A 20728-nucleotide genomic window follows, 5' to 3' on the forward strand; every position below is an offset into this window, starting at 1 on the left:
ACCCGGCAGCCAGGCCTGTTCACACCAGAAAACTGTCGGTGCCGCGCGATACGCTGGAAACGGGGGGCGCCCCCGCGGGCCGGAGGTCATCGCGCCAGCCGTTCCAGGACCGTGGCCAGCGCCGCGGCGCCGGCCTCGACGTCGCCGGCCTCGGCGAACTCCTCCGGCGAGTGGCTGATCCCGGTCGGGTTGCGCACGTACAGCATCCCGGCCGGGACGAACCCCGCGAGGACGGCCGCGTCGTGCCCCGCGCCGGTCGGCAGCTCCGGCGGCCCGCCGAGCCAATCACCCACATCGCGGCGCAGCGAGTCGTCGAACACGACATCGTCCGAATAGGACTCCCGCGTAACGGCAACCCGGCAGCCCTCTTCTTCCGCCGCCGCCTCGGCCGCGCGCGTGATCTCCGCGACCAGTTCCGGAGTCGCGGCGCCAGGCACCCGCGCGTCCAACCAGAGGTCCACAGTGGACGCGATGACATTGGTGCCGCCCGGCGTCGGGACCAGCCGGCCGACGGTCGCCCGAGCGTCCGGCACCGCGCGGGCCAGCCGCCGGACGGCGGTGACCGTCGCGGCGGCGGGCAGCATCGGGTCGGCACGATCGGCCAGGAGTGTCGCCCCGGCGTGGTTCCCCTGCCCTGCGAAGGAGAACCGCCACCGCCCGTGCGCGATCACCGTGCTGCCGACGGCCACCGGCGAACCGAGGTCGATCAGCCCGCGCCCCTGCTCGACGTGCAGTTCGAGGAACTTCCCGATCAGCCCGAGCCGGCCGGGATCGGGCCCGACGCGCTCCGGGTCGAAGCCCGACTTCGCCGCGGCTTCGGCGAACGTGACGCCGTCGGCGTCCCGCAACCCGAGCGCCTTGTCCGCGTCGATCGTGCCGGTGAGCAGCCGCGAGCCGAGGCACGGGACGCCGAACCGGCCACCCTCCTCTTCGGCGAACACGACGACGGCGAACGGCCTCTCCGGATGGAAACCCTTCTCCCGCAGCGCTTCCACGGCGGCCAGCGCGCTGACCACGCCGAGCGGGCCGTCGAAAGCGCCGCCGCCGGGCACCGAGTCGAGGTGGCTGCCGGTGACGACGGCGTCCGGCCCCGGCGAACCCCACCAGGCCCAGATGTTGCCGTTGTAGTCGGTGTCGACGTCCAGCCCGAGCCCGAGCGCGCGCTCGACGAACCAGACCCGCAGGTCCTGCTCGGGCGAGTCGAAGGCGTGCCGCGAATAGCCACCGCGCTTCGGATCGCGCCCGACGTCGGCGATCTCGGCCAGGAGCCCCGAGGCGGTCACTCACCCTCCCGCATCGGCACCCGCACGCCACGCTCGTCCGCGACTTCGGCCGCGCGGTCGTAACCCGCGTCGACGTGCCGGATCACGCCCATGCCCGGGTCGTTGGTGAGCACGCGCTCCAGCTTCTGCGCGGCCAGCTCCGTCCCGTCGGCGACGCTGACCTGGCCCGCGTGGATGGACCGGCCCATGCCGACGCCGCCGCCGTGGTGGATCGACACCCAGCTCGCCCCGGACGAGGTGTTGACCAGCGCGTTGAGCAGCGGCCAGTCGGCGATCGCGTCGGAGCCGTCGGCCATGCCTTCGGTCTCGCGGTACGGCGAGGCGACGCTGCCGGAGTCGAGGTGGTCGCGGCCGATGACGACCGGCGCCTTCAGCTCGCCGCTGGCCACCATCTCGTTGAACCGCAGGCCGGCCAGGTGCCGCTCGCCGTAGCCGAGCCAGCAGATCCGCGCCGGAAGTCCCTGGAACGCAACACGTTCACCCGCAAGTCGGATCCAGCGCGCGAGGGATTCGTTCTCCGGGAACAGTTCCAGCATCGCGCGGTCGGTGGCGGCGATGTCCTCGGGGTCACCCGAGAGCGCCGCCCAGCGGAACGGGCCGTTGCCTTCGCAGAACAGCGGCCGGATGTAGGCGGGCACGAAGCCGGGGAAGTCGAACGCGCGCTCGCAGCCGCCGAGTTTGGCCTCGCCGCGCAGGGAGTTGCCGTAGTCGAAGACCTCGGCGCCGCGGTCGAGGAAGCCGAGCATGGCCTCGACGTGGTCGGCCATGGACTCGCGCGAGCGGTCGGTGAACTCGTCGGGCTTCTTGGCCGCGTAGTCATGCCAGTCGTCGACGTCGATGCCCTTGGGCAGGTAGGAAAGCGGGTCGTGCGCGGACGTCTGGTCGGTGACGATGTCGACCTCGACGCCCCGGCGCAAAAGCTCCGGAAGCACCTCGGCGGCGTTGCCGACGACCCCGACGGACAGCGGCCGCTTCTCCTGCTTGGCTTTCGTGACGCGGGCGATGGCGTCGTCCAGGTCGTCCGCCACCTCGTCGAGGTAGCGGGTCTCGACGCGGCGGTGTGCGCGCTGCGGGTCGCACTCGATGACCAGCGCGACGCCGTCGTTCATGGTCACCGCGAGCGGCTGCGCGCCGCCCATGCCGCCGAGGCCGGCGGTGACGGTCAGCGTTCCCCGCAGCGACCCGCCGAACTTCTTCTTCGCGACAGCGGCGAACGTCTCGTACGTGCCCTGGAGGATGCCCTGGGTGCCGATGTAGATCCACGAGCCCGCGGTCATCTGCCCGTACATCGTCAGGCCCTGCTGCTCGAGGCGGCGGAACTCCGGCCAGGTCGCCCAGTCGCCGACGAGGTTCGAGTTGGCGATGAGCACGCGCGGCGCCCACTCGTGCGTGCGGAACACGCCGACCGGCTTGCCGGACTGGACGAGCAGCGTCTCGTCGACGTCCAAAGTGGTCAGTTCGCGGGTGATGGCGTCGAAGCTGGCCCAGTTGCGGGCGGCCTTGCCGGTGCCGCCGTAGACGACCAGGTCTTCGGGGCGCTCGGCGACGTCGGGGTCGAGGTTGTTGTGGAACATCCGCAGCGCGGCTTCGGTCTGCCACGACTTGGCGGTGAGCTGGGTGCCGCGGGCGGCACGGACGACGCGGGACATCAGACCTCCAGACGGGCGGCGTCGAGGACGGCGCCGGAGCGGACGAGTTCTTCGGCAGCAGCGATTTCGGGTGCGAGGTGACGGTCGGGGCCGGGACCGTCCACCTTGGTACGCAGGAGATCCCGGACGCGGCCGGTGACCGGCGACGGTTCCAGCGGCGCCCGGAAGTCCAGTGCGCGAGCCGCCGTCAGCAGCTCGATGGCGAGCACGGTGGTCAGGCCGTCGACGGCTTTGCGCAGCTTCCGCGCGGCCGACCAGCCCATGGAGACGTGGTCCTCCTGCATGGCGCTGCTCGGGATCGAGTCGACGGACGCGGGCACGGCGAGCCGCTTGAGCTCGCTGACCACGGCGGCCTGCGTGTACTGGGCGATCATGTGCCCGGAGTCGACGCCGGGGTCGTGCGCGAGGAACGGCGGCAGGCCGTGCGAGCGCGCCTTGTCGAGCATCCGGTCGGTGCGGCGCTCGGCGATGCTGGCGACGTCGGCGATCGGGATGGCGAGGAAGTCGAGCACGTACGCGACGGGCGCGCCGTGGAAGTTGCCGTTGGACTCGACGCGGCCGTCGGCGAGGACGACCGGATTGTCCACAGCGGACATCAGCTCGCGGTCGCCGACGAGCTCGGCGTGGGCGAGGCTGTCGCGCGCGGCGCCGTGCACCTGCGGGGCGCAGCGCAGCGAATAGGCGTCCTGGACGCGGTTGCAGTCCGGGCCGCGGTGGCTCTCGACGATCTTCGAGCCCTGCAGCGCCTGCCACATCCGGGCCGCGGACGTCGCCTGCCCCGGGTGCGGGCGCAGTGCCTGGAGGTCGGCGGCGAAGGCGCGGTCGGTGCCGAGCAGGGCTTCGACGCTCATCGCGGCGGTGAGGTCGGCGATGTCGAAGAGCCGGTGCAGGTCGGCGGCGGCGAGCAGGAGCATGCCGAGCATGCCGTCGGTGCCGTTGGTGAGGGCGAGCCCTTCCTTCTCGGCGAGGACGACCGGCTCGATGCCGGCGTGCTTCAGCGCTTCTTCCGCCTTCATCACTTCGCCGCGGTACGTCACTTCGCCTTCACCCATGAGCGCGAGCGCGACGGCGGCCAGCGGCGCGAGGTCGCCGGAGCAGCCGAGCGAGCCGTACTCGTGGACGACCGGGGTGATGTCGGCGTTGAGCAGGGCCGCAAGCGTTTGCGCGGTGCCCGGGCGGACGCCGGTGTAGCCGCTGGCGAGGGTCCGCAGCCGCAGCAGCATGAGCGCGCGGACGACCTCGGGCTCGACGGCGGGCCCGGCGCCGGCGGCGTGCGAGCGGATCAGGCTGCGCTGCAGCGCGGTCCGGCTCTCGACGGGGATGTGACGGGTCGCGAGGGCGCCGAAGCCGGTCGAGACGCCATAGGTGGGCGTGACGGCGTGGGCGAGGTTCTCGATGTGCTGACGGGTCGCGGCGAGGTTCTTCTCGGCGGTGTCCGTGAGCCCGACGGGCGCGTACCCGCGGACGACGTCGACGACCTGGGCGGCGGTCAGTGGTTCGGGGCCCAGGAGCACTTTTTCCGGCATGGGCCCATTGGACATCGTCCTTCCCGCTGGTGGGATGCCCCACGGAGTGGTTCCGTCTGGGATCCCAGACATACACTCGGCCCATGGGTGACAGCAGTGAGGTGCCGGCGTTGCGCCGCGGTCTCGCGGTCCTGCGCCTCCTGGCCACGCGCCCGGGCCCGGTGACCGCGGCGGCGATCGCGCGCGAAGCGGGTCTCCCCCGCTCGACGACGTACCACCTGCTCAGCGAGCTGGAAACCGCCGGTTTCGTCGTCCACCTCCCCGCCGAACGCCGGTACGGCCTCGGCATCGCGGCCTTCGAGCTGGGCTCGGCCTACCTGCGCCACGACCCCCTCGAACGGCTGGCCGGGCCGTTGCTGCGCAAGCTCGTCGACCGCGTCGGCCACACCGCGCACCTGGGCGTCCTGCACGGCAACGAGTCGCTCTACCTCATCAAGGAACGCCCGGCGCGCCCGGAAACCCTCGTCACCGAGGTCGGCGTCCGGCTGCCGGCGCAGCTGACCGCGTCCGGCCGCGCGATCCTGCGGCACCTGCCCGCCCCGCACGTCCGCGCGCTGTTCCCGTCGGCGACGGCGTTCGTCCTCCGCACCGGCCGCGGCCCGCGCACCCTCGCCGAGCTGCGCCGCACCCTGACCGCGGAGCGCCGCCTCGGCTGGTCGATCGAGGACGGCCACGTCACGGCCGGTTTCGCGTCGGTCGCCACCCCGGTCTTCGACCACGGCGCCCGCCCGCTGGCCGCGATCAGCGTGACCTTGCGCCACCACTGCGCGGCCGAGCCGTGCGAAGAGACATGGCCGGAGTTGGCGGCCGAAGTGGCGGCGACGGCGGCCGAGCTGACCAGCCGGATCGGCGGCCACCCGGGCTGACGCGCTGCTGCGATCGGGGCAACTGTCACCGAACGCCTCGATTCCACTCCGCTCGGTGATTACCGTTGCCGGATAGCGGTCTTAGGGGCGCCGGCGATGGATGACGCACAGGTCACGAGGGTGGGGTTCGGCGCGGTGCTCGCCGTCGCCGAGTTCCGGGCGATGTGGCTCGCCGAGCTGCTGTCCGTCTGCGGCGACCAGCTCGCCCGCGTCGCGCTCGCGGTCCTCGTCTACCAGCGCACTTCGTCGGCGGCCCTGACCGGCCTGACCTACGCCCTGACGTACGTGCCGTCCCTCCTCGGCGGCATCCTGCTGGCCGGCGCGGGCGACCGGTGGCCGCGGCGCGACGTCATGGTCGCCGCCGACGTGGCCCGGGCCGCGCTGGTCGGCGTCATCGCGATCCCCGGCGTCCCGCTCTGGGTGCTGTGCGTGCTGGTCGCGGTGCTGACGGCGCTGGGCGGGCCGTTCAAGGCGGCGCAGCAGGCGCTGCTGCCGACGGTGCTCGAAGGCGAGCGGTACCTGGTCGGGATGGCCCTGCGGAACGTGACGATCCAGGCCGCGCAGCTGGCCGGGTTCGCCGGCGGCGGCCTGCTGATCGCCGCGCTGACGCCGTCCGCGGCGCTGGCACTCGACGCCGTGACGTTCGTGCTTTCGGCGTTGTTCCTGGTCACCGGCGTCCGGCGGCGGGCGGCGGTCGCGCAGGCGGTGCGGCCGGCCTGGCTGTCGGCGACCGGGGCCGGAATCCGGCTGATCTGGCGCGACCCGGCGTTGCGGACGTTGGTGGCGCTCAACTGGCTGGCGGGGTTCTACATCGTGCCGGAGGCGCTGGCCGCGCCGTACGCGGCCGGGCTCGGCGCGGGCGCGACGCTGGTGGGGCTGCTGATGGCGGCGGACCCGGCGGGCAGCGTGCTCGGCGGCGTCGTGTTCGGGAAGTGGATCCCGGAGCGCACGCAGGTCCGCGTGCTCGGCTGGCTGGGGATCGCGGCGGGGCTGCCGCTGGTGGTGTTCGCCTTCCGGCCGGGCCTGGTGGCGTCGGTGGTGCTGCTGGCGGCGTCCGGCCTGCTGGCGACGGGCTACAACATCACCGGCACGGTGTCGTTCATGCGGCGGGTGCCGGACGAGCACCGCGCGCAGTGCGCCGGGGTGAACTCAGCCGGCTTGATCACCGTGCAGGGCGTCGGCGCGGCCGCGGCCGGTGTGCTCGCCGACGTGCTGAGCCCGGCGCACACCATCGCCGTGGCCGGGGCGGCGGGCGCCGCGGTGGCCGTGCCGATCGCGAGGGCGTGGCGCCGGGCCGGGCTGGAGGACCGATGACCTCAGTTGTCGCGTCCGCACATGGCGCGCCTCCCTTCGCCACCTCGGGCCGACCCGGTTCCGTCACCGGCCGGACACCATGAGTATGCGGACCGGCGCCGGAGCCCCGCGCGGCGGACCGCGTTTTCGTGACGCGCTCGTGCCACGGCGCTGGGCGCTGTGGCGGCAGGGTCCGCGCGTGATCGTCTACTGCCTGCTGACGGAAGCGGTGGCGGTGGTCCTGACGCTGCGCCCGTTCCCGGTCGCGGTGGACCGCCGCACGGTGCTGATCCTGCTGGCGCTGCTGCTCCTCGGCGTGGCTCAGTCTGAAATGGGCCGCCGCGTCGAACGCATCCGCCGCCGGGTGTCGGGGACCCCGCACATCAACATGACGTCGGTCTGGACGTTCGCCGGCGTGCTGGTGCTCCCGCCGCCGCTGCTGGCGGTGCTGGTCGCGGGCCTGTATGGGCACCTGGCGGCCCGCAGCTGGTACCGCCTGCAGCGGGTCCCGGCGTCGAGGACGGTCAGCAACGCGGCCATCATCCTGCTCTCGTGCTACGCGGCCCAGGCGGTCATGCGCCTGTCAGGCGCCCCGGACGTGCGCGCGGCGTTCCCGCGCGGCTGGGCGGGGACGTTCGCGATCGCGGCCGCGGGAGTGACGTTCTTCGTGGTGAACGCCCTGCTGGTGCTCCCGGCCCGCCGCGAGATCGGCCGGACCCCGGAGGCGCTGTTCGGCACGTGGGCGGACAACGGCCTGGAGGTGGCGACGCTCTGCCTGGGCGCGCTGAACGCGCTGGCGCTGGCGGTGCTGCCGGGCCTGGCGGTGCTGGTGCTCCCGCCGTTGCTGCTGTTGCACCGGACGGTCCTGGTGAAGCAGCTGGAGGTGGCGGCCCACCGCGACGCGAAGACGGGGTTGTACAACACGAGTGGCTGGCACGCGCTGGCGGAGCGAACGCTGGCGGCCGCCGCCCGCCAGCGGTCGACGTTCGGCCTGCTGATGCTGGATCTGGACCACTTCAAGCAGGTGAACGACACGTACGGCCACCTGGCGGGCGACGCGGTGTTACGGGCAGTAGCCGAAGCGATCATCGCCGCGGTCCGCGGCCGCGGCGACGCGGTGGGCCGGTTCGGCGGCGAAGAGTTCGTGGTGCTCCTGCCGGGCATCGCCCACCCGGACATCGGCGCGGTGGCGGAGCGCATCCGCCGAGCGGTGGCGGCGCTCAAGGTCCCGGTGGGAACGCTGTCGATCAGTGGCCTCTCGACCTCGATCGGCATGGCGGTCTACCCGACGGCGGGAACCTCGTTGCAGCGCTTGCTCGACGCGGCGGATACGGCGCTGTACCACGCGAAGGCGACCGGCCGGAACAAGGTGGTCCACGTAGCGGACCTGGGGTGATCAGGCGATCTTGTGCCGCCGCCCGGCATCCAGCCCGAGCATGGCGAGCAGTTCGGCGCACTCCGTGACATTGGAGGAGTGCCCGGCAACGGTGATGACGGCTCGATCGTTCTGTTCGGCAAGCCGAACGGCTTCTTCAGCCCGGATAACACCCATCCGGCTGTCTTCGTCGTTGGCGGTGGAGCTGCCATTGGAACGGGCCCAGGTCATCTGGCCACCTACTTCCGACCCCACGGGTGCGGAGCCATGGTCGGGGCTTCAGCATGACACTCACAAAAATTTCACTCACAAGTGGGGGCCGTCACAGGGTGGGAGCTGCGGAGAGTAGCGGAGTCGGGACGGCAGGCTATCTCCGCCCTATCTCCGCCAAGTTCCACCGCCGGCCGCCAAACGATCCGTAACAACACGTCCCCGGAATGCGACTCTGGCCGAAGTTCACTCCGCCCTAGTCCGCGACACACCGGAGCGACTCTATGACCTGCCCCGAACCGGGTTCCATTAACCTCCCCCTCGAGCTCACCGGACGCGGCGTGCCGGATTCGCGCAGGGATGCTCGGCATGATAGGAACTTCGCAACACGGGCACGTGACATCCGTCACGCTCCGGTGCTACAGTTAGAAGTTTGGCATCCACAGTAGATGCGTCGAACAGATCACATAAGGAGACAACATGGGTGACAATTGATGAGGATTCGAGGCGACCGTGCCCTGGCGTTCCTGGACAACTACAGCGACTCACAAGACGTCACGCACGCTGACCAACCCACGAGTGTGGTACCGGATCGGCGTCACTCTTCTGATCGTTATCGGCTTACTTGGTGAGCTGTTAGGTCATAACAGGCTTCACGAGGGCACGTTCGCCCAATCCACCATACTCGGCCTCAGCGAGGCTCTCCTGATCAGTGGCATTCTAGCCGTGGTCGTGGATCCATTTTTGAAGCAGCGAATCCAAGAAGAGTCAGCCTGGGCCGGAATATTCGGATTCCTCAATGAGAGAGCGCCTTCAGGGCTACGAAAATCTCTGCAAGAACTTGCGGCGTGCGAGGTCTTCTTCCCAAAGACGAAGTGGACACTCGACTTTGCATGGAAGAATCAGCCGCTGGGCGTGCTCTCATTGACGATCTCCGTGCAAAGCACGGGAGAGAACATCAGCCGAAAGCCCCACAAGCTTGACGGCAAGCTGTGGGTCCTGGCGTCGACGGCAACCTTCCGCAGTGAGTACCTGAAGTACTCCGCGAGCTGCCCGGGAGCGTTCACCTCCGTCGATCTCAGCGGCGAGGCCCTTACAGCACATGTGACCACGCAGAGCGATGGCTCCTTGGTCCTGGACGAAGCCAGCGCTTGCGGTCACCGTGAAATTCCAGCGGGGAAAACTTTCGAGATCGCCCGGCAAGCAAGAATGTTTCGCCATAAATCCGGCTACGTCCCTCTTCAACATTCGCGATTCGGCGAGGAGTTGGAGATCGAACTCAAAGGGCCGGCCCTGAGCGATATCGACCTTCGAGTCATCCACCCGCGCGAGACCGGGCGAAAGAAACCGGCAGAGAAGAAACGCCCATCAAGCCGCCGCGCAACACCGGACAGGTACCAGTTCAGCAGAATAACGCCCGGGCAGGTCACGATCGTTTCCTGGAAACCTTCGGACACCGATTGACATCTGGGTCAACTCCGAGTGACCACACGAGCGCGATGCCCACCTAACTGGGGCTCAGCGTTGCCCCGACGGCTGCGTTACGGGATTGCAGTCAAAGACGATTCGCTTAGCGACCCAAGTAGGTCAGCACCGCGCGGACGCGGCGGTGTTCCTCCGCGCTCGCTTCGAGGCCGAGCTTCGAGAAGATGTTGCCGATGTGCTTCTCCACCGCGCCGTGCGAAACCACCAGGGAGTTCGCGATCGCCGTGTTCGAGAGCCCCTGCGCCATCAGGCCGAGGACCTCGGACTCCCGCGCGGTCAACGCGTCCAGGGGGTTGCGGCGGCCGCGGGCCATCAGCTGGGCGATCACGTCCGGGTCGATCGCCGTGCCGCCGCCCGCCACGCGGCGGACCGCGTCCAGGAACTCGTCGACGTCCGCCACGCGTTCCTTCAGCAGGTAGCCGACCCCGCCGGCGCCGCCGGACAGCAGCTCTACCGCGTACGACTCCTCGACGTACTGCGACAGCACCAGGACCGGCAGTCCCGGGATCTCCTTGCGGGCCGCCAGCGCCGCGCGCAGGCCCTCGTCGGTGAACGTCGGGGGCATCCGGACGTCGACGATCGCCAGGTCAGGGTGGTGTTCTTTGATCGCGCCGAGCAGATCGTCGCCGTTGTCGACGGCCGCCGCCGTCTCGATGCCTTCGTCGGCGAGCAGGCGGGTCACCCCGGCCCGCAGCAGCACGGCGTCTTCGGCGATGACTACCCGCATCCGGCCCCCAAGCTCGTGGATGAACGGGAGCCAGCTTATTCACCATTGGCAGGGGAGGTCAGCCCGGATCACCGTCGGCCCGCCCAGCGGGCTGACGACCGTGATCACGCCGTCGATCGTCGCGGCGCGGTCGGCCAGCCCGGCCAGCCCGCCGCCGGGGCGCACCTCGGCGCCGCCGTGGCCGTTGTCGGTGATCTCGACGACGACGTGGTCGTCGGTCCGCCACACCTTCACACCCGCTTCGGACGCTCCGGAGTGCTTCGCGATGTTCGTCAGCGTCTCGCCGACGATGAAGTACGCCGTCGTCTCCACCGCCGCCGGCGGCCGCGGCTCGACGTCCACGTGGACGTCCACCGGGATCGGCGACTTCGCCGCCTGCGCCGACAGCGCCGCGTCCAGCCCCCGGTCGCCGAGCACCGCCGGGTAGATGCCGCGCGCGAGGTCCCGCAGCTCCGACACGGCGAGCTTCGCGTCCGAATGCGCTTCGTCGATCAGCTCGCGCACCATGTCCGGGTCCTGGTCGAACTTCGACTTCGCCCGCCCGAGGCTCATCGCGACCGCGACCAGCCGCTGCTGAGCGCCGTCGTGCAGGTCACGCTCGATGCGGCGCCGCTCCGCTTCGGCGGCGTCCACGCCCCGCGCCCGCGAAGCCTGCAGCCGTTCGGCCTTCTGCTCGAGCCGCTTCGTGCGGTCCGGGCCCAGCAGCGCGAGTCCCAGTTCGCCGTGCAGCCAGCCCAGCCACGGCGTCACCCAGACCGCCATCGGCAGCAGCACGATCGACGCCAGCGCGATCCCGAGCTCCGCGCACGCCAGCGGGAACGCCGCCATCAGGTACGCGAGGTCACGCCACGTCGTCGCGTCGCTCAGCCGCACCATCCACCGCCGCAGCAGGGGCTGTCCTTCTTCGTACGGGCGTCGCTGAACCGGCGGCAGCGGCACCCGCAGCATCTTCCCCAGCCAGCTCCGCTCGCGATCGCCCGACCAGCGGATGAAGCTCGTCGTCGCCAGCAGGATCGGGAACCCGATCCACACCACCGCCGTCGAGACGCCCACCGCGATGCCCGTCACGATCAGCACGAACTGCAGGATCCGGAAGAAGAAGCTGACGATCATGTACACGATCGTGCGAGCCGGGTGCGGCCGCGGGTGCTCCAGGGGTTGAGCCTCGGTCATCCCGCCACCAGGTTCTTCTCTTCCGCGTCTTCCCACCAGCGCTCCATCCGACGACGCTGGGCCACGGTCGTCCCCAGCAGCGCGTTCGCCAGCCGGGCGTGCACCCCGGCGAGCGCCTTGGTCAGCGCCACCGACAGCGCGACGAACAACACCCCCAGCGCTGCCCACGGTAGCGCTTCCACGGTCGAATCCACGGTCAGCCACCGCAGCTCGTCGGACGGGAAGTAGTACGCGCCGTCGGGCAGCCACCGGTAGTACAGAGGCAGGCCGGCCAGCGCCAGGCTCGTCGACCAGAACGTCGTCACCAGCACGAACTCGACGATGCCCAGCGGGAAGAGCAGGAAGAAGTAGGTGAGGTCCCGCCAGGTCGACGGGTCCTTCAGCCGAGCCTTCCACCGGTCTTTCTGCCCGTGGGTGGGCAGCGGCAGGTAGGGAAGGTCGATGTACCGGTCGAGCAGCGCGTAGACCCGCGCCCGCTCCAACCGCCCGGCGCCCCTCACCGCCAAGACCAGCAGTGCGAGCAAGCCGACACCCACCCACACGACGGCGGTCCCCAGCCCGGCCGCACCGAACGTCGTCAGCGCGGCGAACGCCAATACCCCCAGCGGCAGGTTCATCAGCAAGAACACCACCGAACCACCGAACGGCGGATCCCGCCTCGCGCTACCCATCACCGGACTCCTCTCTGCTGGAGTCCAGGGTCGTCTTTCCGAGTCGTGCGGGACATGGTGCGCGCGGGCATCCTCGCGGTAGGGCTGGCCCTACCCACCGGGAGTAAAGAGCTGGCCCCCCGCGTTATGATGTACAGGTTGTGTTCCCAACAAGGGGGTGAACGGTTTCGACTTTGGACGTTGATTCAGGAGAAGCGTGCCGGTGCAGGCGAGAGACCACCGTTAAGCGTCATCGCAACCAAATAAGCGCCGACTCCAGTCAGCGCGAGTACGCCCTCGCCGCCTGAGCGAGTGCGTCTCTGTCGGCCCGGGTTCGCCTCCGGCCCGGGTACCGGCATCAGCTAGGAGGCTCAGCGGCAGTCCCGGCCACGGGGAACTGTCGTGAAGCAAACAGTGGCTGGGCTCGTCACCTCAGCTTGTTCGCGTGACTGAGGGAGCCAAGCAGAGACGTAGCGGACTGCGCACGGAGAAGCCCTGTTGATACGCCAGAGGACCCGGGTTCAATTCCCGGCACCTCCACCTTCGAGAAGGCCCTCGCTCCTTCGGAGCTTGGGCCTTCTCTTCGGTTACGTCCGTGTTCTCTGGGGGTCGAACCCCCAGACCCCCGCCAGGCGGGCTTCGCCCCCTGGACCCCTCCTCCGGGCTGCCTAGACGAGCAGTGACCTCACCCGACCTGGTGATTTCGAGGATGTGTGCCCTCCATCCCTCGGGCATCGGCGTCAAGACCGCAACTCCCATGCTCGCGATCGGTGACCAACCCGCTTCGCGTCTCGCCTGGAATGGGTTGGGAAGCTCAGGCGGGCTTTCGGGCCATCAGGTACGCCTGGGGCACCTGCTCCGGTTCCTGCGGCGCTCGGACCAGGCGCGCTTCCATCACCAAGCCGGCGGCCTCGAACAGATCCGCCACGAAGTCCGGCGGCAAGCGGTACGCGTCGAAGGAAACCTCGTGGCCGTACCCCTGGGAGATGTGGCGGCGCTCGTCGCCGACCTGGAACGCTGTCAGCAGGCGGCCGCCCGGAGCCAGGACCCGCGCCAGTTCCGCCACCACCGCCGGCAGCTGCTCCGGTGGGGTGTGGATCAGCGAGTACCACGCCAGCGCGCCCGCCAGGCTGCCGTCTTCCAGCTCCAACGCGGTCAGCGAACCGACCTCGAAGCGCAGCTCCGGATGCGCCCGGCGGGCCACCGCGAGCATGCCGGGCGAAAGGTCCACCCCGAACACGTCCAGCCCGAGCGACGCCAGGTGGCCCGTCAACCGGCCCGTGCCGCAGCCCAGGTCGCCGACCTGGCCCGTCGTGCCGACCAGCTCGGCGAACGTGCCCAGCACTGCGCGGTCCCACGGGCTCGTGTCCAGCGCGTCCCGCGCCGCCTCGGCGTACGAATCGGCGACGGTGTCGTACGCGATCCGGGTGCTGGTCAGGTACGCGGGCTCGGTCACGAGCCGGAACACTATCGACGGAAGGTGACGAGAAGTCCCGTAGGGTGGATGCCGGGTCACCCGTTCCGCGGGCGGCACCCCGCGCACCGCTCACCTACCATGAGCGGACCCGTCGGGAAGGAGCGCGCAGATGACCGACGAGACCCGCTGCGTCCGCTTCTTCGGCGGCCCGCTCGACGGCCGCGTCCAGGAGCTCGGGGACGCCGAACCCGTGCCCGGCACCGTCATCCGGCACATCCACCTGCACGGTGGCCCGAAGATCGAGACCCGCTACGAGCTCGGCCTCACCGAAACCGGCTGGGAGTACCGCGTCACCGCGACGCTGCACGAACCCGAGCCCGACGGCCTGAGGTAGGGAAAACCCCCGTATCCCCCTGGGGTCAACAGGACCTCCAAGACGCCGGTCAGCACCGCTGTTCCGGACGCCCGCAGCCGCCAAGCTCAGGTGCATGCAAACGAGCCGGGACCGCTTCCTCGACGTCGTCCGGGCGGGGGCCATCCTCGCCGTCATCGGCCAGCACTGGACCATGCCGGTGCTCTCCTACTCCGACGGTCACCTCGCCACGGGCAACGCGCTCGCGACGCCCGGCTGGTGGGTCGTCACGTGGCTCAGCCAGGTCATGCCGCTCGTCTTCTTCGCCGGCGGCGCGGCCAACCTGATTTCCTTCCGTCGCGCGGAATCGACGCGGACCTGGCTCGGCGCGCGGCTCAAGCGCCTGATGCTGCCCGTGCTGCCGCTGATGGCCGTCTGGCTCGTCATGCCGGACTTCCTGCGCGGCCTCGGCGTCCCACCGCAACCGCTGCAGGTCGGCAGCGCCATCGCCGCGCAGCTGCTGTGGTTCCTCGCCGTGTACGTCCTGGTCGTGCTCCTCACCCCGCTGATGGTCGCCGCGCACCGGCGCTGGGGCCTCAAGGTCCCGCTCGTCATGGGGGTGGCCGGCGTCCTCGTCGACGTCGCCCGCTTCAACGACTTCGGCTACCTCGGTTACGCCAACGCGATCTTCGTCTGGGTCGCCGTCCACCAGCTCGGCTTCCACTACGTCGAAGGCCGTCTCGGTACGCTCACCCGCCGCGCCGCCCTGACGCTCTCGGCCGCCGGCTTCGGCGTCACCGCGCTGATGGTCGCCTTCGGCCCGTACCCGGCCAGCATGATCGGCATGCCGGGCGCGCCGGTGTCGAACATGAGCCCGCCCACCGTGCTGCTCGCTTTCCTCGCCGTGGGCCAGATCGGCCTGCTCCTCGCCTTCCGCCCGCAGCTCAACGCGCTCGCCGAACGCCCCGGCGTCGGCACCGCGCTCGGCTGGCTCGGCGCGCGGTTCATGAGCGTCTACCTCTGGCACATGCCGGCGCTGATCGTGGTGGCGGGCGTGACCGTCTACGGCCTCGGCTACGAGACGCCCGAGCCGGGCACGCTGCTGTGGCTCGTCATGGCGCCCGCGTGGTTCGCCGTGTGCGGCATGGTGCTGCTGGGCCTGCTGCGGCTGTTCGCGCACTTCGAGATGCAGCGCGACACCGCCGGCGTCACCGCGCGGGTGCCGCAGCTGGTCGTCGCCGGGCTGATGATCTCGGGTGGTCTGCTCGGCCTGGCCGCGCGCGGCTTCGCGCCGCTGTCGGACGGCTTCGCGCACGGCCCGGTGCCGTGGGTCGTCCTCGCGACGGCCGGTTTCCTGCTGGCCGGCAAGCCGATCCCGGCCGTCGACCTGCTGGGCCGCGCGGTCGTCGTCAGCGAGCGGGCAGTCGTCAAGCGCTGAGCAACCGCAACGGGGTGTCGTGCAGGACGGCTCGCAGGAACGGCTCCCCCAGGCGATCGTCGGCCGCCCAGCCGGCGATCGCCTGCAGCTGCGTCGCGTAGGAGTACGGGATGTTCGGGAAGTCCGTGCCGAGCACGACCCGGTCGGCGAACTCCGCCAGCCGCGCCGTCCAGTCCGGTGGCAGCGGTGACATCCGCTCCGCGAACGGGACGCCGACCATTGTCGTGTCCAGGTGTACGCGCGGGTACTTCGCCAGCAGCTCGAAGGCCGTCCCGAACTCCGGCATCGCGGCGTGCGCGAGCACTGCCGTCAGGTCCGGGTGCGCGGAGAGGACCTCTTCGAAGACCGACAACCCGGTGAAGTCGCCCCGCAACGGACCGTGTCCACAGTGGACGACGACGGGCACGCCGGCGTCGGCCAGCGATCCCCACACCGGCTTGAGCAGCTCGTCACGCGGGTCGTATGCGCCCACCTGCACGTGCGCCTTGAACACGCGGGCGCCGGCGCGCAGCGCACCGTCCACAGCGGACCCGGCGCCGGGTTCGGGGTAGAACGTCCCGGTCGGCACCGCGTCCGGCACCCGCGCGGCGAACTCGAGCGCCCAGTCCGTCAGCCACTCGGCCATCCCCGGCTTGTGCGGGTAGACCAGCGGCGCGAACCGCGTCACACCGAGCGAACGCAGCGTCGCCAGCCTGTCCTCTTCGGACGTCCGGTAGTGCACCGGCCAGTCGGTGCCGTAGTGCGTCGAGGCCCGGTCGAAATACGCCCAGACCTTGTCCATCACCGGCTTCGGCAGAAAGTGGACGTGCAGGTCGACCAGGCCGGGCAGGCCCAGCGACGCCGTCCAGCGCGCGACGTCGCCGTCGCCGGCCGGGCCCGCCGTCACTCCGTGAACCGGCCCTTCAGCGCGCGGCCCATGGCCTTCCTGATGTCCCGCTCGGCGTCGCGCTTGGCGAGCGTCTGCCGCTTGTCGTAGGCCTTCTTGCCCTGCGCCAGCGCGATCTCGACCTTGACCTTGCCGTCCTTGAAGTACATCGACAGCGGGACCAGCGAAAGCCCGCTCTCCTTGGTCTTGCCGATGAGCTTCTCGATCTCGCGCCGGTGCAGCAGCAGCTTCCGGGTCCGCCGCGGCATGTGGTTGGTCCACGTGCCCTGCGTGTACTCCGGGATGTGCACGTTGCGCAGCCACACTTCGCCGTCGTCGACCGTCGCGAACGCGTCCGCCAGCGACGCCTTGCCCTCGCGCAGGCTCTTCACCTCGGTGCCGACGAGCACGAGACCGCACTCGTAGGTGTCGAGGATGGAGTAATCGTGCCGCGCCTTGCGGTTCGACACGATCACCTTCTGGCCACGTTCCTTGGGCATACGACCACTCTACGTGATTCTCGGAGCTACCAGCAGCTGGTTAAAACTAGTGCCGGACGTACAGGCGAAGCGTGACATACCCGGTGATGGCCGAGATAACCACGGACACCGCCAGCAGGATCGGCGCCACTGGGAACAGCAGCTCCAGCGTGGTGATCTTCGGGAACACGTCCCCGGTGAACACCGAATCGAGGAAACCGGCCTTCGTGATGATCAGCATGATGATCCCGATGACCGCACCGAAGACGCCGGCGACCACCGCCTCCAGGAGGAACGGCAGCTGCGTGTACCACCGCGTCGCGCCGACCAGCCGCATGATGCCGACCTCGGTGCGCCGGGTGAACGCGGACACCTGGATCGTGTTCGCGATCAGCAGCAGCGCCGCGATGGCCATGATGAGCGCGGCGCCGAACGCCATGTTCCGCACACCGTTGAAGGCGTTGAACACGCGGTCGAGGAACTTCTTCTGGTCGTCGACCTTCCGCACGCCCGGCTTGGTGCCGTACTCCTGCACGATCGACTCGCTGCGGTCCGGGTCCTTCAGCTTCACGTGCAGGGACGCGGGAAGCGACTCCGGCCCGGTCAGCTGGATGAGCTCCGGCTGGCTCTCGAAGATCTTCTTGAACCGGTCGAAGGCCTGGTCGCGGTTCTCGAACACGACCGACTCGACGCCGTCGTTGCTCTGCAGCGACGAACGCAGCGACTGGCACAGCGACTGCGTGCAGTTCTTGTCGTTCGCGCTGATGTCGTCGGTGAGGTAGACCGAAACCTCGACGTCGGCGAGGAAGTTGGACTTCATCTTGTCGATCGTGCGCACGGCCAGGAGGCCGCCGCCGAGCATGGCGAGCGACACGGCCGTGGTCAGGATCATCGCGATGGTCATCGTGACGTTCCGGCGCAGGCCGGTGATTACCTCACTGAAGACGAAACTGGCGCGCATGTCGGGGTCAGGTCCTTGAAGTCGGGGGCTGGGACGGGAAGGTCAGCGACCGATGCCGTAGACGCCGCGGGCGTCGTCGCGGATCACCCGGCCGAGCTGGAGCTCGACGACGCGGCGCCGCATGGAGTCCACGATGGAGTGATCGTGGGTGGCCATCAGGACGGTCGTGCCGGTGCGGTTGATCCGCTCCAGCAGCAGCATGATGTCCTGGCTGGTGTCGGGGTCCAGGTTCCCGGTCGGTTCGTCGGCGAGCAGCACCAGCGGCCGGTTCACGAACGCGCGCGCGATCGCGACGCGCTGCTGCTCACCGCCGGAGAGCTCGTTGGGCAGCCGGTCCGCCTTGCCGTCGAGGCCGACGAGCTCGAGCACCTCGGGGACGACCTTCTTGATGGTCGGGGCGGGCTTGCCGATGACCTCGAGGGCGAACGCGACGTTCTCCGCGACGGTCTTGTTGGCCAGCAGGCGGAAGTCCTGGAAGACGCAGCCGATGGTCTGCCGCAGGCGGGGGACCCGGCGGCGGGCCAGCTTGGCGACGTCGAAGTTGGACACCATCACGCGGCCCTTGCTGGGCGTCTCTTCGCGCAGCAGCAGCCGGAGGAAGGTCGACTTCCCCGATCCCGAGGGACCGATGAGGAAGACGAACTCACCCTTGTCGATGTTGACGGACACCCGCTCGAGCGCGGGCCGCGTCGAGGTCTTGTAGACCTTGGAAACCTCTTCGAGCCGGATCACGATTCGGCATACTACCCACCGGTCTCGTGAAGCCCCGGTTGCCCGGTCCACCCGGGTGGAGCAGCGGGTGTTTGCGCACGGTGAGCGGTCGCACGAACACCCGCCGCACCGGTCAGGCGGTCTGCACCCGCCAGCGGATGCCGGCGTCGAGGAAGCCGTCGATGTCGCCGTCGAGCACCGCGGACGGGTTGCCGACCTCGAACTCGGTCCGCAGGTCCTTGACCATCTGGTACGGGTGCAGCACGTAGGAGCGCATCTGGTTGCCCCAGCTGGAGCCGCCGTCCTTGAGCGCGTCCATTTCCTTGCGCTCTTCTTCCTTCTTGCGCTGCAGCAGCCGGGACTGGAGCACCTTCATCGCGGCCGCCTTGTTCTGCAGCTGCGACTTCTCGTTCTGGCAGGAGACGACGATGTTCGTCGGGATGTGCGTGATGCGCACCGCGGAGTCGGTCGTGTTGACGCTCTGGCCACCGGGGCCCGACGAGCGGTAGACGTCGACCCGGATGTCCTTCTCCGGGATGTCGACGTGGTCGACCTCTTCGACCTCGGGCAGCACCTCGACGTGCGCGAACGACGTCTGGCGGCGGCCCTGGTTGTCGAACGGCGAGATCCGGACGAGCCGGTGGGTGCCCTGCTCGACCGAGAGGGTGCCGTAGATGTAGGGAGCGCTCACCTTGAACGTCGCCGACTTGATGCCCGCCTCTTCGGCGTAAGAGATGTCGTAGACGTCGGTGGGGTAGCCGTGGCGCTCCGCCCAGCGCAGGTACATGCGCAGCAGCATCTCGGCGAAGTCGGCCGCGTCGACGCCGCCGGCCTCGGAGCGGATGGTGACGACGGCGTTGCGGTCGTCGTACTCGCCCGAGAGCAGCGTGCGGACCTCGAGGGCGTCGATCGCCTTCCCGAGGTCGGCGAGCTCGGTTTCGGCCTCGCCCAGGCTGCCGGAGTCGCCCTCGGCCTCGGCGAGCTCGTACAGCACGCCCAGGTCGTCGAGCCGCTGGCGCAGGTCGGAGACCCGGCGCAGCTCGCCCTGCCGGTGGGACAGCTGGCTGGTGACCTTCTGCGCCGCCTCCGGGTCGTCCCAGAGCGTCGGGCTGGAAGCCTGCTGCTCGAGATCGGCCACCTGGGCACGCAGCGCGTCCAGGTCCATCACCGACTCGATCTGCGTCAGCTTGCCGGCCAGGTCCCTTAGTGCCGCGTCGAACTCATCACTCACGTTTGTCAAGGTTACGGCAAAACCCGCGACCGGTTGCGAGGACCGGTCGCGGGCGCGCGAACCTCAGGCCGCGGGGATGGCGTCGAGCAGCTTCAGCGCGGCCTTGGCCTGGGCTTGGGCGAACTCGGCGACCGCCTTCTCGTACGGCCCCTCGGCCGCCTTGGTGGCCGCCTTCGCGTCGTCGAGCTGCTGGCCGTAGCTCGTCCGGGCCGACTCGAGCAGCGACTGGCGCTGCTTCGCGGTCAGCGACCCCGCGTGCACGAGCCGCAGGATGAGCGGGCTGCGCAGGTGGTCGGGACCGGCCTCGGACGTCAGCCAGGCCTTGAAGGCCTTCTTGCCGGCGGCGGTGATCAGGTACTGCTGGCTGGAGCGCGGGCCCTGCTTGCCGAGCCGGACGAGGCCTTCCTTGGACAGCGCCGGGAGCTCCCGGTACACCTGGCTGCGGGTGACGCTGAAGAAGGCGCCGAAACGCTCACCGGCTCCCGCGACGAGCTGCCCGCCGGTGGCGGGACCGTCGTGGAGCAGACCGAGCAGGGCGGCGGCTGTTGCATTCAATTCGGACACGTCCCCTAGATTCCCACTTATCGGCCGCTGTGTCCACAGTGGTCAGCGGATCTGTCCATTGTGGCTAGTGAGATCCCCTCGTTCGGCCCAATGCGACCAGGTCCACTGTGGACCGCGGACACGCTGTGCAACCACCGGGGGCGGCACTTTGGTCCAACCAGCCGCACGCGAGCCGTCGCGACACGGCCAGGCAGGTGAGTTCGGCAGGGCGCTTTCCCCGGCTTGGCGCACTCCGGACACGCACCGCAACCACCCGGAAACGGCGTTCACATCGTGGGATCCGCAGTCATTCGACGGTTTCGCGGAAAAGTCGGCAGTGAAAGCCGTGCAGACATGACAAAAGAGGCACGTTCCCGGATTTCCGAGAACGTGCCTCTTCGTGGTAGCGGGGACAGGATTTGAACCTGCGACCTCTGGGTTATGAGCCCAGCGAGCTACCGAGCTGCTCCACCCCGCGCCGTTGTGGTACTTGA

Annotated in this window: 20 protein-coding genes, 1 tRNA gene and 1 other RNA gene; 7 read left to right on the top strand and 15 right to left on the bottom strand. The window is 69.7% G+C overall.

Going from position 1 to position 20728, the window contains the following annotated elements:
- Nucleotides 1-86: 86 nt before the first annotated feature.
- The 3 genes from ACERZO_RS33955 to hutH are packed head-to-tail and all read right to left on the bottom strand — an operon-like array spanning nt 87 to nt 4458.
- On the bottom strand, nt 87-1283 hold the full coding sequence (locus tag ACERZO_RS33955; RefSeq protein WP_372669670.1) for an allantoate amidohydrolase: 1197 nt from the start codon (nt 1281-1283) through the stop codon (nt 87-89).
- Complete coding sequence (gene hutU / locus ACERZO_RS33960; protein ID WP_372669672.1) at nt 1280-2932, bottom strand: urocanate hydratase; 1653 nt, start codon at nt 2930-2932, stop codon at nt 1280-1282. The genes ACERZO_RS33955 and hutU overlap by 4 nt, the downstream gene beginning before the upstream one ends.
- The gene (gene hutH, locus ACERZO_RS33965; protein WP_372669674.1) at nt 2932-4458 is read right to left on the bottom strand and encodes a histidine ammonia-lyase; all 1527 of its coding nucleotides are present in this window, start codon (nt 4456-4458) and stop codon (nt 2932-2934) included. The genes hutU and hutH overlap by 1 nt, the downstream gene beginning before the upstream one ends.
- An 83-nt stretch (nt 4459-4541) precedes the next feature.
- Between hutH and ACERZO_RS33970 the strand changes: the two genes are divergently transcribed.
- From ACERZO_RS33970 to ACERZO_RS33980, 3 genes are all read left to right on the top strand, one after another.
- Nucleotides 4542-5324 carry an IclR family transcriptional regulator gene (locus ACERZO_RS33970; RefSeq protein ID WP_372669676.1) on the top strand — a complete coding sequence of 261 codons (783 nt, stop codon included), beginning with the start codon at nt 4542-4544 and terminating at the stop codon, nt 5322-5324.
- 96 nt (nt 5325-5420) lie between these two features.
- Nucleotides 5421-6638, top strand: coding sequence for an MFS transporter (locus tag ACERZO_RS33975; protein ID WP_372669678.1), 1218 nt, complete (start codon nt 5421-5423; stop codon nt 6636-6638).
- Between the two features lie 85 nt (nt 6639-6723).
- Nucleotides 6724-8013 carry a GGDEF domain-containing protein gene (locus ACERZO_RS33980; protein ID WP_372669680.1) on the top strand — a complete coding sequence of 430 codons (1290 nt, stop codon included), beginning with the start codon at nt 6724-6726 and terminating at the stop codon, nt 8011-8013.
- On the opposite strand, the gene ACERZO_RS33985 is transcribed toward ACERZO_RS33980, so the two are convergent.
- On the bottom strand, nt 8014-8223 hold the full coding sequence (locus tag ACERZO_RS33985; protein ID WP_372669682.1) for a hypothetical protein: 210 nt from the start codon (nt 8221-8223) through the stop codon (nt 8014-8016). It lies immediately after the preceding gene.
- A 558-nt stretch (nt 8224-8781) separates the two neighbouring features.
- Between ACERZO_RS33985 and ACERZO_RS33990 the strand changes: the two genes are divergently transcribed.
- On the top strand, nt 8782-9666 hold the full coding sequence (locus tag ACERZO_RS33990) for a hypothetical protein (RefSeq protein WP_372669684.1): 885 nt from the start codon (nt 8782-8784) through the stop codon (nt 9664-9666).
- A 106-nt stretch (nt 9667-9772) separates the two neighbouring features.
- Here the strand turns inward: ACERZO_RS33990 and ACERZO_RS33995 are convergent, their stop codons facing one another.
- The 3 genes from ACERZO_RS33995 to ACERZO_RS34005 are packed head-to-tail and all read right to left on the bottom strand — an operon-like array spanning nt 9773 to nt 12258.
- Nucleotides 9773-10414: a response regulator transcription factor gene (locus ACERZO_RS33995; protein ID WP_372669686.1), complete on the bottom strand. Its 642-nt coding sequence runs from the start codon at nt 10412-10414 to the stop codon at nt 9773-9775.
- A 39-nt stretch (nt 10415-10453) separates the two neighbouring features.
- A complete protein-coding gene (locus ACERZO_RS34000; RefSeq protein ID WP_372669688.1) occupies nt 10454-11587 on the bottom strand; it encodes a sensor histidine kinase in 1134 nt (377 codons plus the stop codon).
- Nucleotides 11584-12258 carry a sensor domain-containing protein gene (locus ACERZO_RS34005; RefSeq protein WP_372669690.1) on the bottom strand — a complete coding sequence of 225 codons (675 nt, stop codon included), beginning with the start codon at nt 12256-12258 and terminating at the stop codon, nt 11584-11586. The genes ACERZO_RS34000 and ACERZO_RS34005 overlap by 4 nt, the downstream gene beginning before the upstream one ends.
- Nucleotides 12259-12411: 153 nt before the next feature.
- Here ACERZO_RS34005 and ssrA point away from each other — a divergent pair.
- Nucleotides 12412-12780, top strand: a transfer-messenger RNA (tmRNA) gene (gene ssrA, locus ACERZO_RS34010).
- A 271-nt stretch (nt 12781-13051) separates the two neighbouring features.
- On the opposite strand, the gene ACERZO_RS34015 is transcribed toward ssrA, so the two are convergent.
- On the bottom strand, nt 13052-13693 hold the full coding sequence (locus ACERZO_RS34015) for a class I SAM-dependent DNA methyltransferase (RefSeq protein WP_372669692.1): 642 nt from the start codon (nt 13691-13693) through the stop codon (nt 13052-13054).
- Between the two features lie 130 nt (nt 13694-13823).
- On the opposite strand from ACERZO_RS34015, the gene ACERZO_RS34020 reads away from it, so the two are divergent.
- Both ACERZO_RS34020 and ACERZO_RS34025 read left to right on the top strand, forming a co-directional pair.
- The gene (locus tag ACERZO_RS34020; protein ID WP_372669694.1) at nt 13824-14048 is read left to right on the top strand and encodes a hypothetical protein; all 225 of its coding nucleotides are present in this window, start codon (nt 13824-13826) and stop codon (nt 14046-14048) included.
- Nucleotides 14049-14142: 94 nt separating this feature from the next.
- Nucleotides 14143-15444, top strand: a complete 1302-nt coding sequence (locus tag ACERZO_RS34025; protein WP_372669696.1) for an acyltransferase family protein — start codon at nt 14143-14145, stop codon at nt 15442-15444.
- Here the strand turns inward: ACERZO_RS34025 and ACERZO_RS34030 are convergent.
- From ACERZO_RS34030 to ACERZO_RS34060, 7 genes are all read right to left on the bottom strand, one after another.
- Nucleotides 15434-16330: an amidohydrolase family protein gene (locus tag ACERZO_RS34030; RefSeq protein ID WP_372669698.1), complete on the bottom strand. Its 897-nt coding sequence runs from the start codon at nt 16328-16330 to the stop codon at nt 15434-15436. The genes ACERZO_RS34025 and ACERZO_RS34030 overlap by 11 nt on opposite strands.
- Nucleotides 16327-16809 carry an SsrA-binding protein SmpB gene (gene smpB / locus ACERZO_RS34035; protein WP_043776590.1) on the bottom strand — a complete coding sequence of 161 codons (483 nt, stop codon included), beginning with the start codon at nt 16807-16809 and terminating at the stop codon, nt 16327-16329. Before smpB ends, ACERZO_RS34030 begins: the two co-directional genes overlap by 4 nt.
- A gap of 46 nt (nt 16810-16855) precedes the next feature.
- Nucleotides 16856-17749 (bottom strand): permease-like cell division protein FtsX, encoded by an 894-nt coding sequence (gene ftsX / locus ACERZO_RS34040; protein ID WP_372669700.1) that lies wholly within the window; start codon nt 17747-17749, stop codon nt 16856-16858.
- 42 nt (nt 17750-17791) lie between these two features.
- Nucleotides 17792-18481 (bottom strand): cell division ATP-binding protein FtsE, encoded by a 690-nt coding sequence (ftsE, locus tag ACERZO_RS34045; RefSeq protein WP_086683549.1) that lies wholly within the window; start codon nt 18479-18481, stop codon nt 17792-17794.
- Between the two features lie 112 nt (nt 18482-18593).
- Complete coding sequence (gene prfB / locus ACERZO_RS34050) at nt 18594-19691, bottom strand: peptide chain release factor 2 (protein WP_372669702.1); 1098 nt, start codon at nt 19689-19691, stop codon at nt 18594-18596.
- A 63-nt stretch (nt 19692-19754) separates the two neighbouring features.
- Nucleotides 19755-20255, bottom strand: coding sequence for a PadR family transcriptional regulator (locus ACERZO_RS34055; RefSeq protein ID WP_372669704.1), 501 nt, complete (start codon nt 20253-20255; stop codon nt 19755-19757).
- Between the two features lie 380 nt (nt 20256-20635).
- Nucleotides 20636-20712: transfer RNA gene (locus tag ACERZO_RS34060), tRNA-Met, on the bottom strand.
- Between the last annotated feature and the right edge of the window lie 16 nt (nt 20713-20728).

Source organism: Amycolatopsis kentuckyensis, assembly GCF_041679295.1.
Classification (GTDB): Bacteria; Actinomycetota; Actinomycetes; order Mycobacteriales; family Pseudonocardiaceae; genus Amycolatopsis; species Amycolatopsis kentuckyensis_A.

What these genes read in the sequence shown, in the direction of transcription:
- hutU (WP_372669672.1), bottom strand. Translation starts at nt 2,932, where the DNA reads ATGTCCCGCGTCGTCCGTGCCGCCCGCGGCACCCAGCTCACCGCCAAG.
- hutH (WP_372669674.1), bottom strand. Translation starts at nt 4,458, where the DNA reads ATGCCGGAAAAAGTGCTCCTGGGCCCCGAACCACTGACCGCCGCCCAG.
- ACERZO_RS33970 (WP_372669676.1), top strand. Translation starts at nt 4,542, where the DNA reads ATGGGTGACAGCAGTGAGGTGCCGGCGTTGCGCCGCGGTCTCGCGGTC.
- ACERZO_RS33975 (WP_372669678.1), top strand. Translation starts at nt 5,421, where the DNA reads ATGGATGACGCACAGGTCACGAGGGTGGGGTTCGGCGCGGTGCTCGCC.
- ACERZO_RS33980 (WP_372669680.1), top strand. Translation starts at nt 6,724, where the DNA reads ATGCGGACCGGCGCCGGAGCCCCGCGCGGCGGACCGCGTTTTCGTGAC.
- ACERZO_RS33985 (WP_372669682.1), bottom strand. Translation starts at nt 8,223, where the DNA reads ATGACCTGGGCCCGTTCCAATGGCAGCTCCACCGCCAACGACGAAGAC.
- ACERZO_RS33995 (WP_372669686.1), bottom strand. Translation starts at nt 10,414, where the DNA reads ATGCGGGTAGTCATCGCCGAAGACGCCGTGCTGCTGCGGGCCGGGGTG.
- ACERZO_RS34000 (WP_372669688.1), bottom strand. Translation starts at nt 11,587, where the DNA reads ATGACCGAGGCTCAACCCCTGGAGCACCCGCGGCCGCACCCGGCTCGC.
- ACERZO_RS34005 (WP_372669690.1), bottom strand. Translation starts at nt 12,258, where the DNA reads ATGGGTAGCGCGAGGCGGGATCCGCCGTTCGGTGGTTCGGTGGTGTTC.
- ACERZO_RS34020 (WP_372669694.1), top strand. Translation starts at nt 13,824, where the DNA reads ATGACCGACGAGACCCGCTGCGTCCGCTTCTTCGGCGGCCCGCTCGAC.
- ACERZO_RS34025 (WP_372669696.1), top strand. Translation starts at nt 14,143, where the DNA reads ATGCAAACGAGCCGGGACCGCTTCCTCGACGTCGTCCGGGCGGGGGCC.
- smpB (WP_043776590.1), bottom strand. Translation starts at nt 16,809, where the DNA reads ATGCCCAAGGAACGTGGCCAGAAGGTGATCGTGTCGAACCGCAAGGCG.
- ftsX (WP_372669700.1), bottom strand. Translation starts at nt 17,749, where the DNA reads ATGCGCGCCAGTTTCGTCTTCAGTGAGGTAATCACCGGCCTGCGCCGG.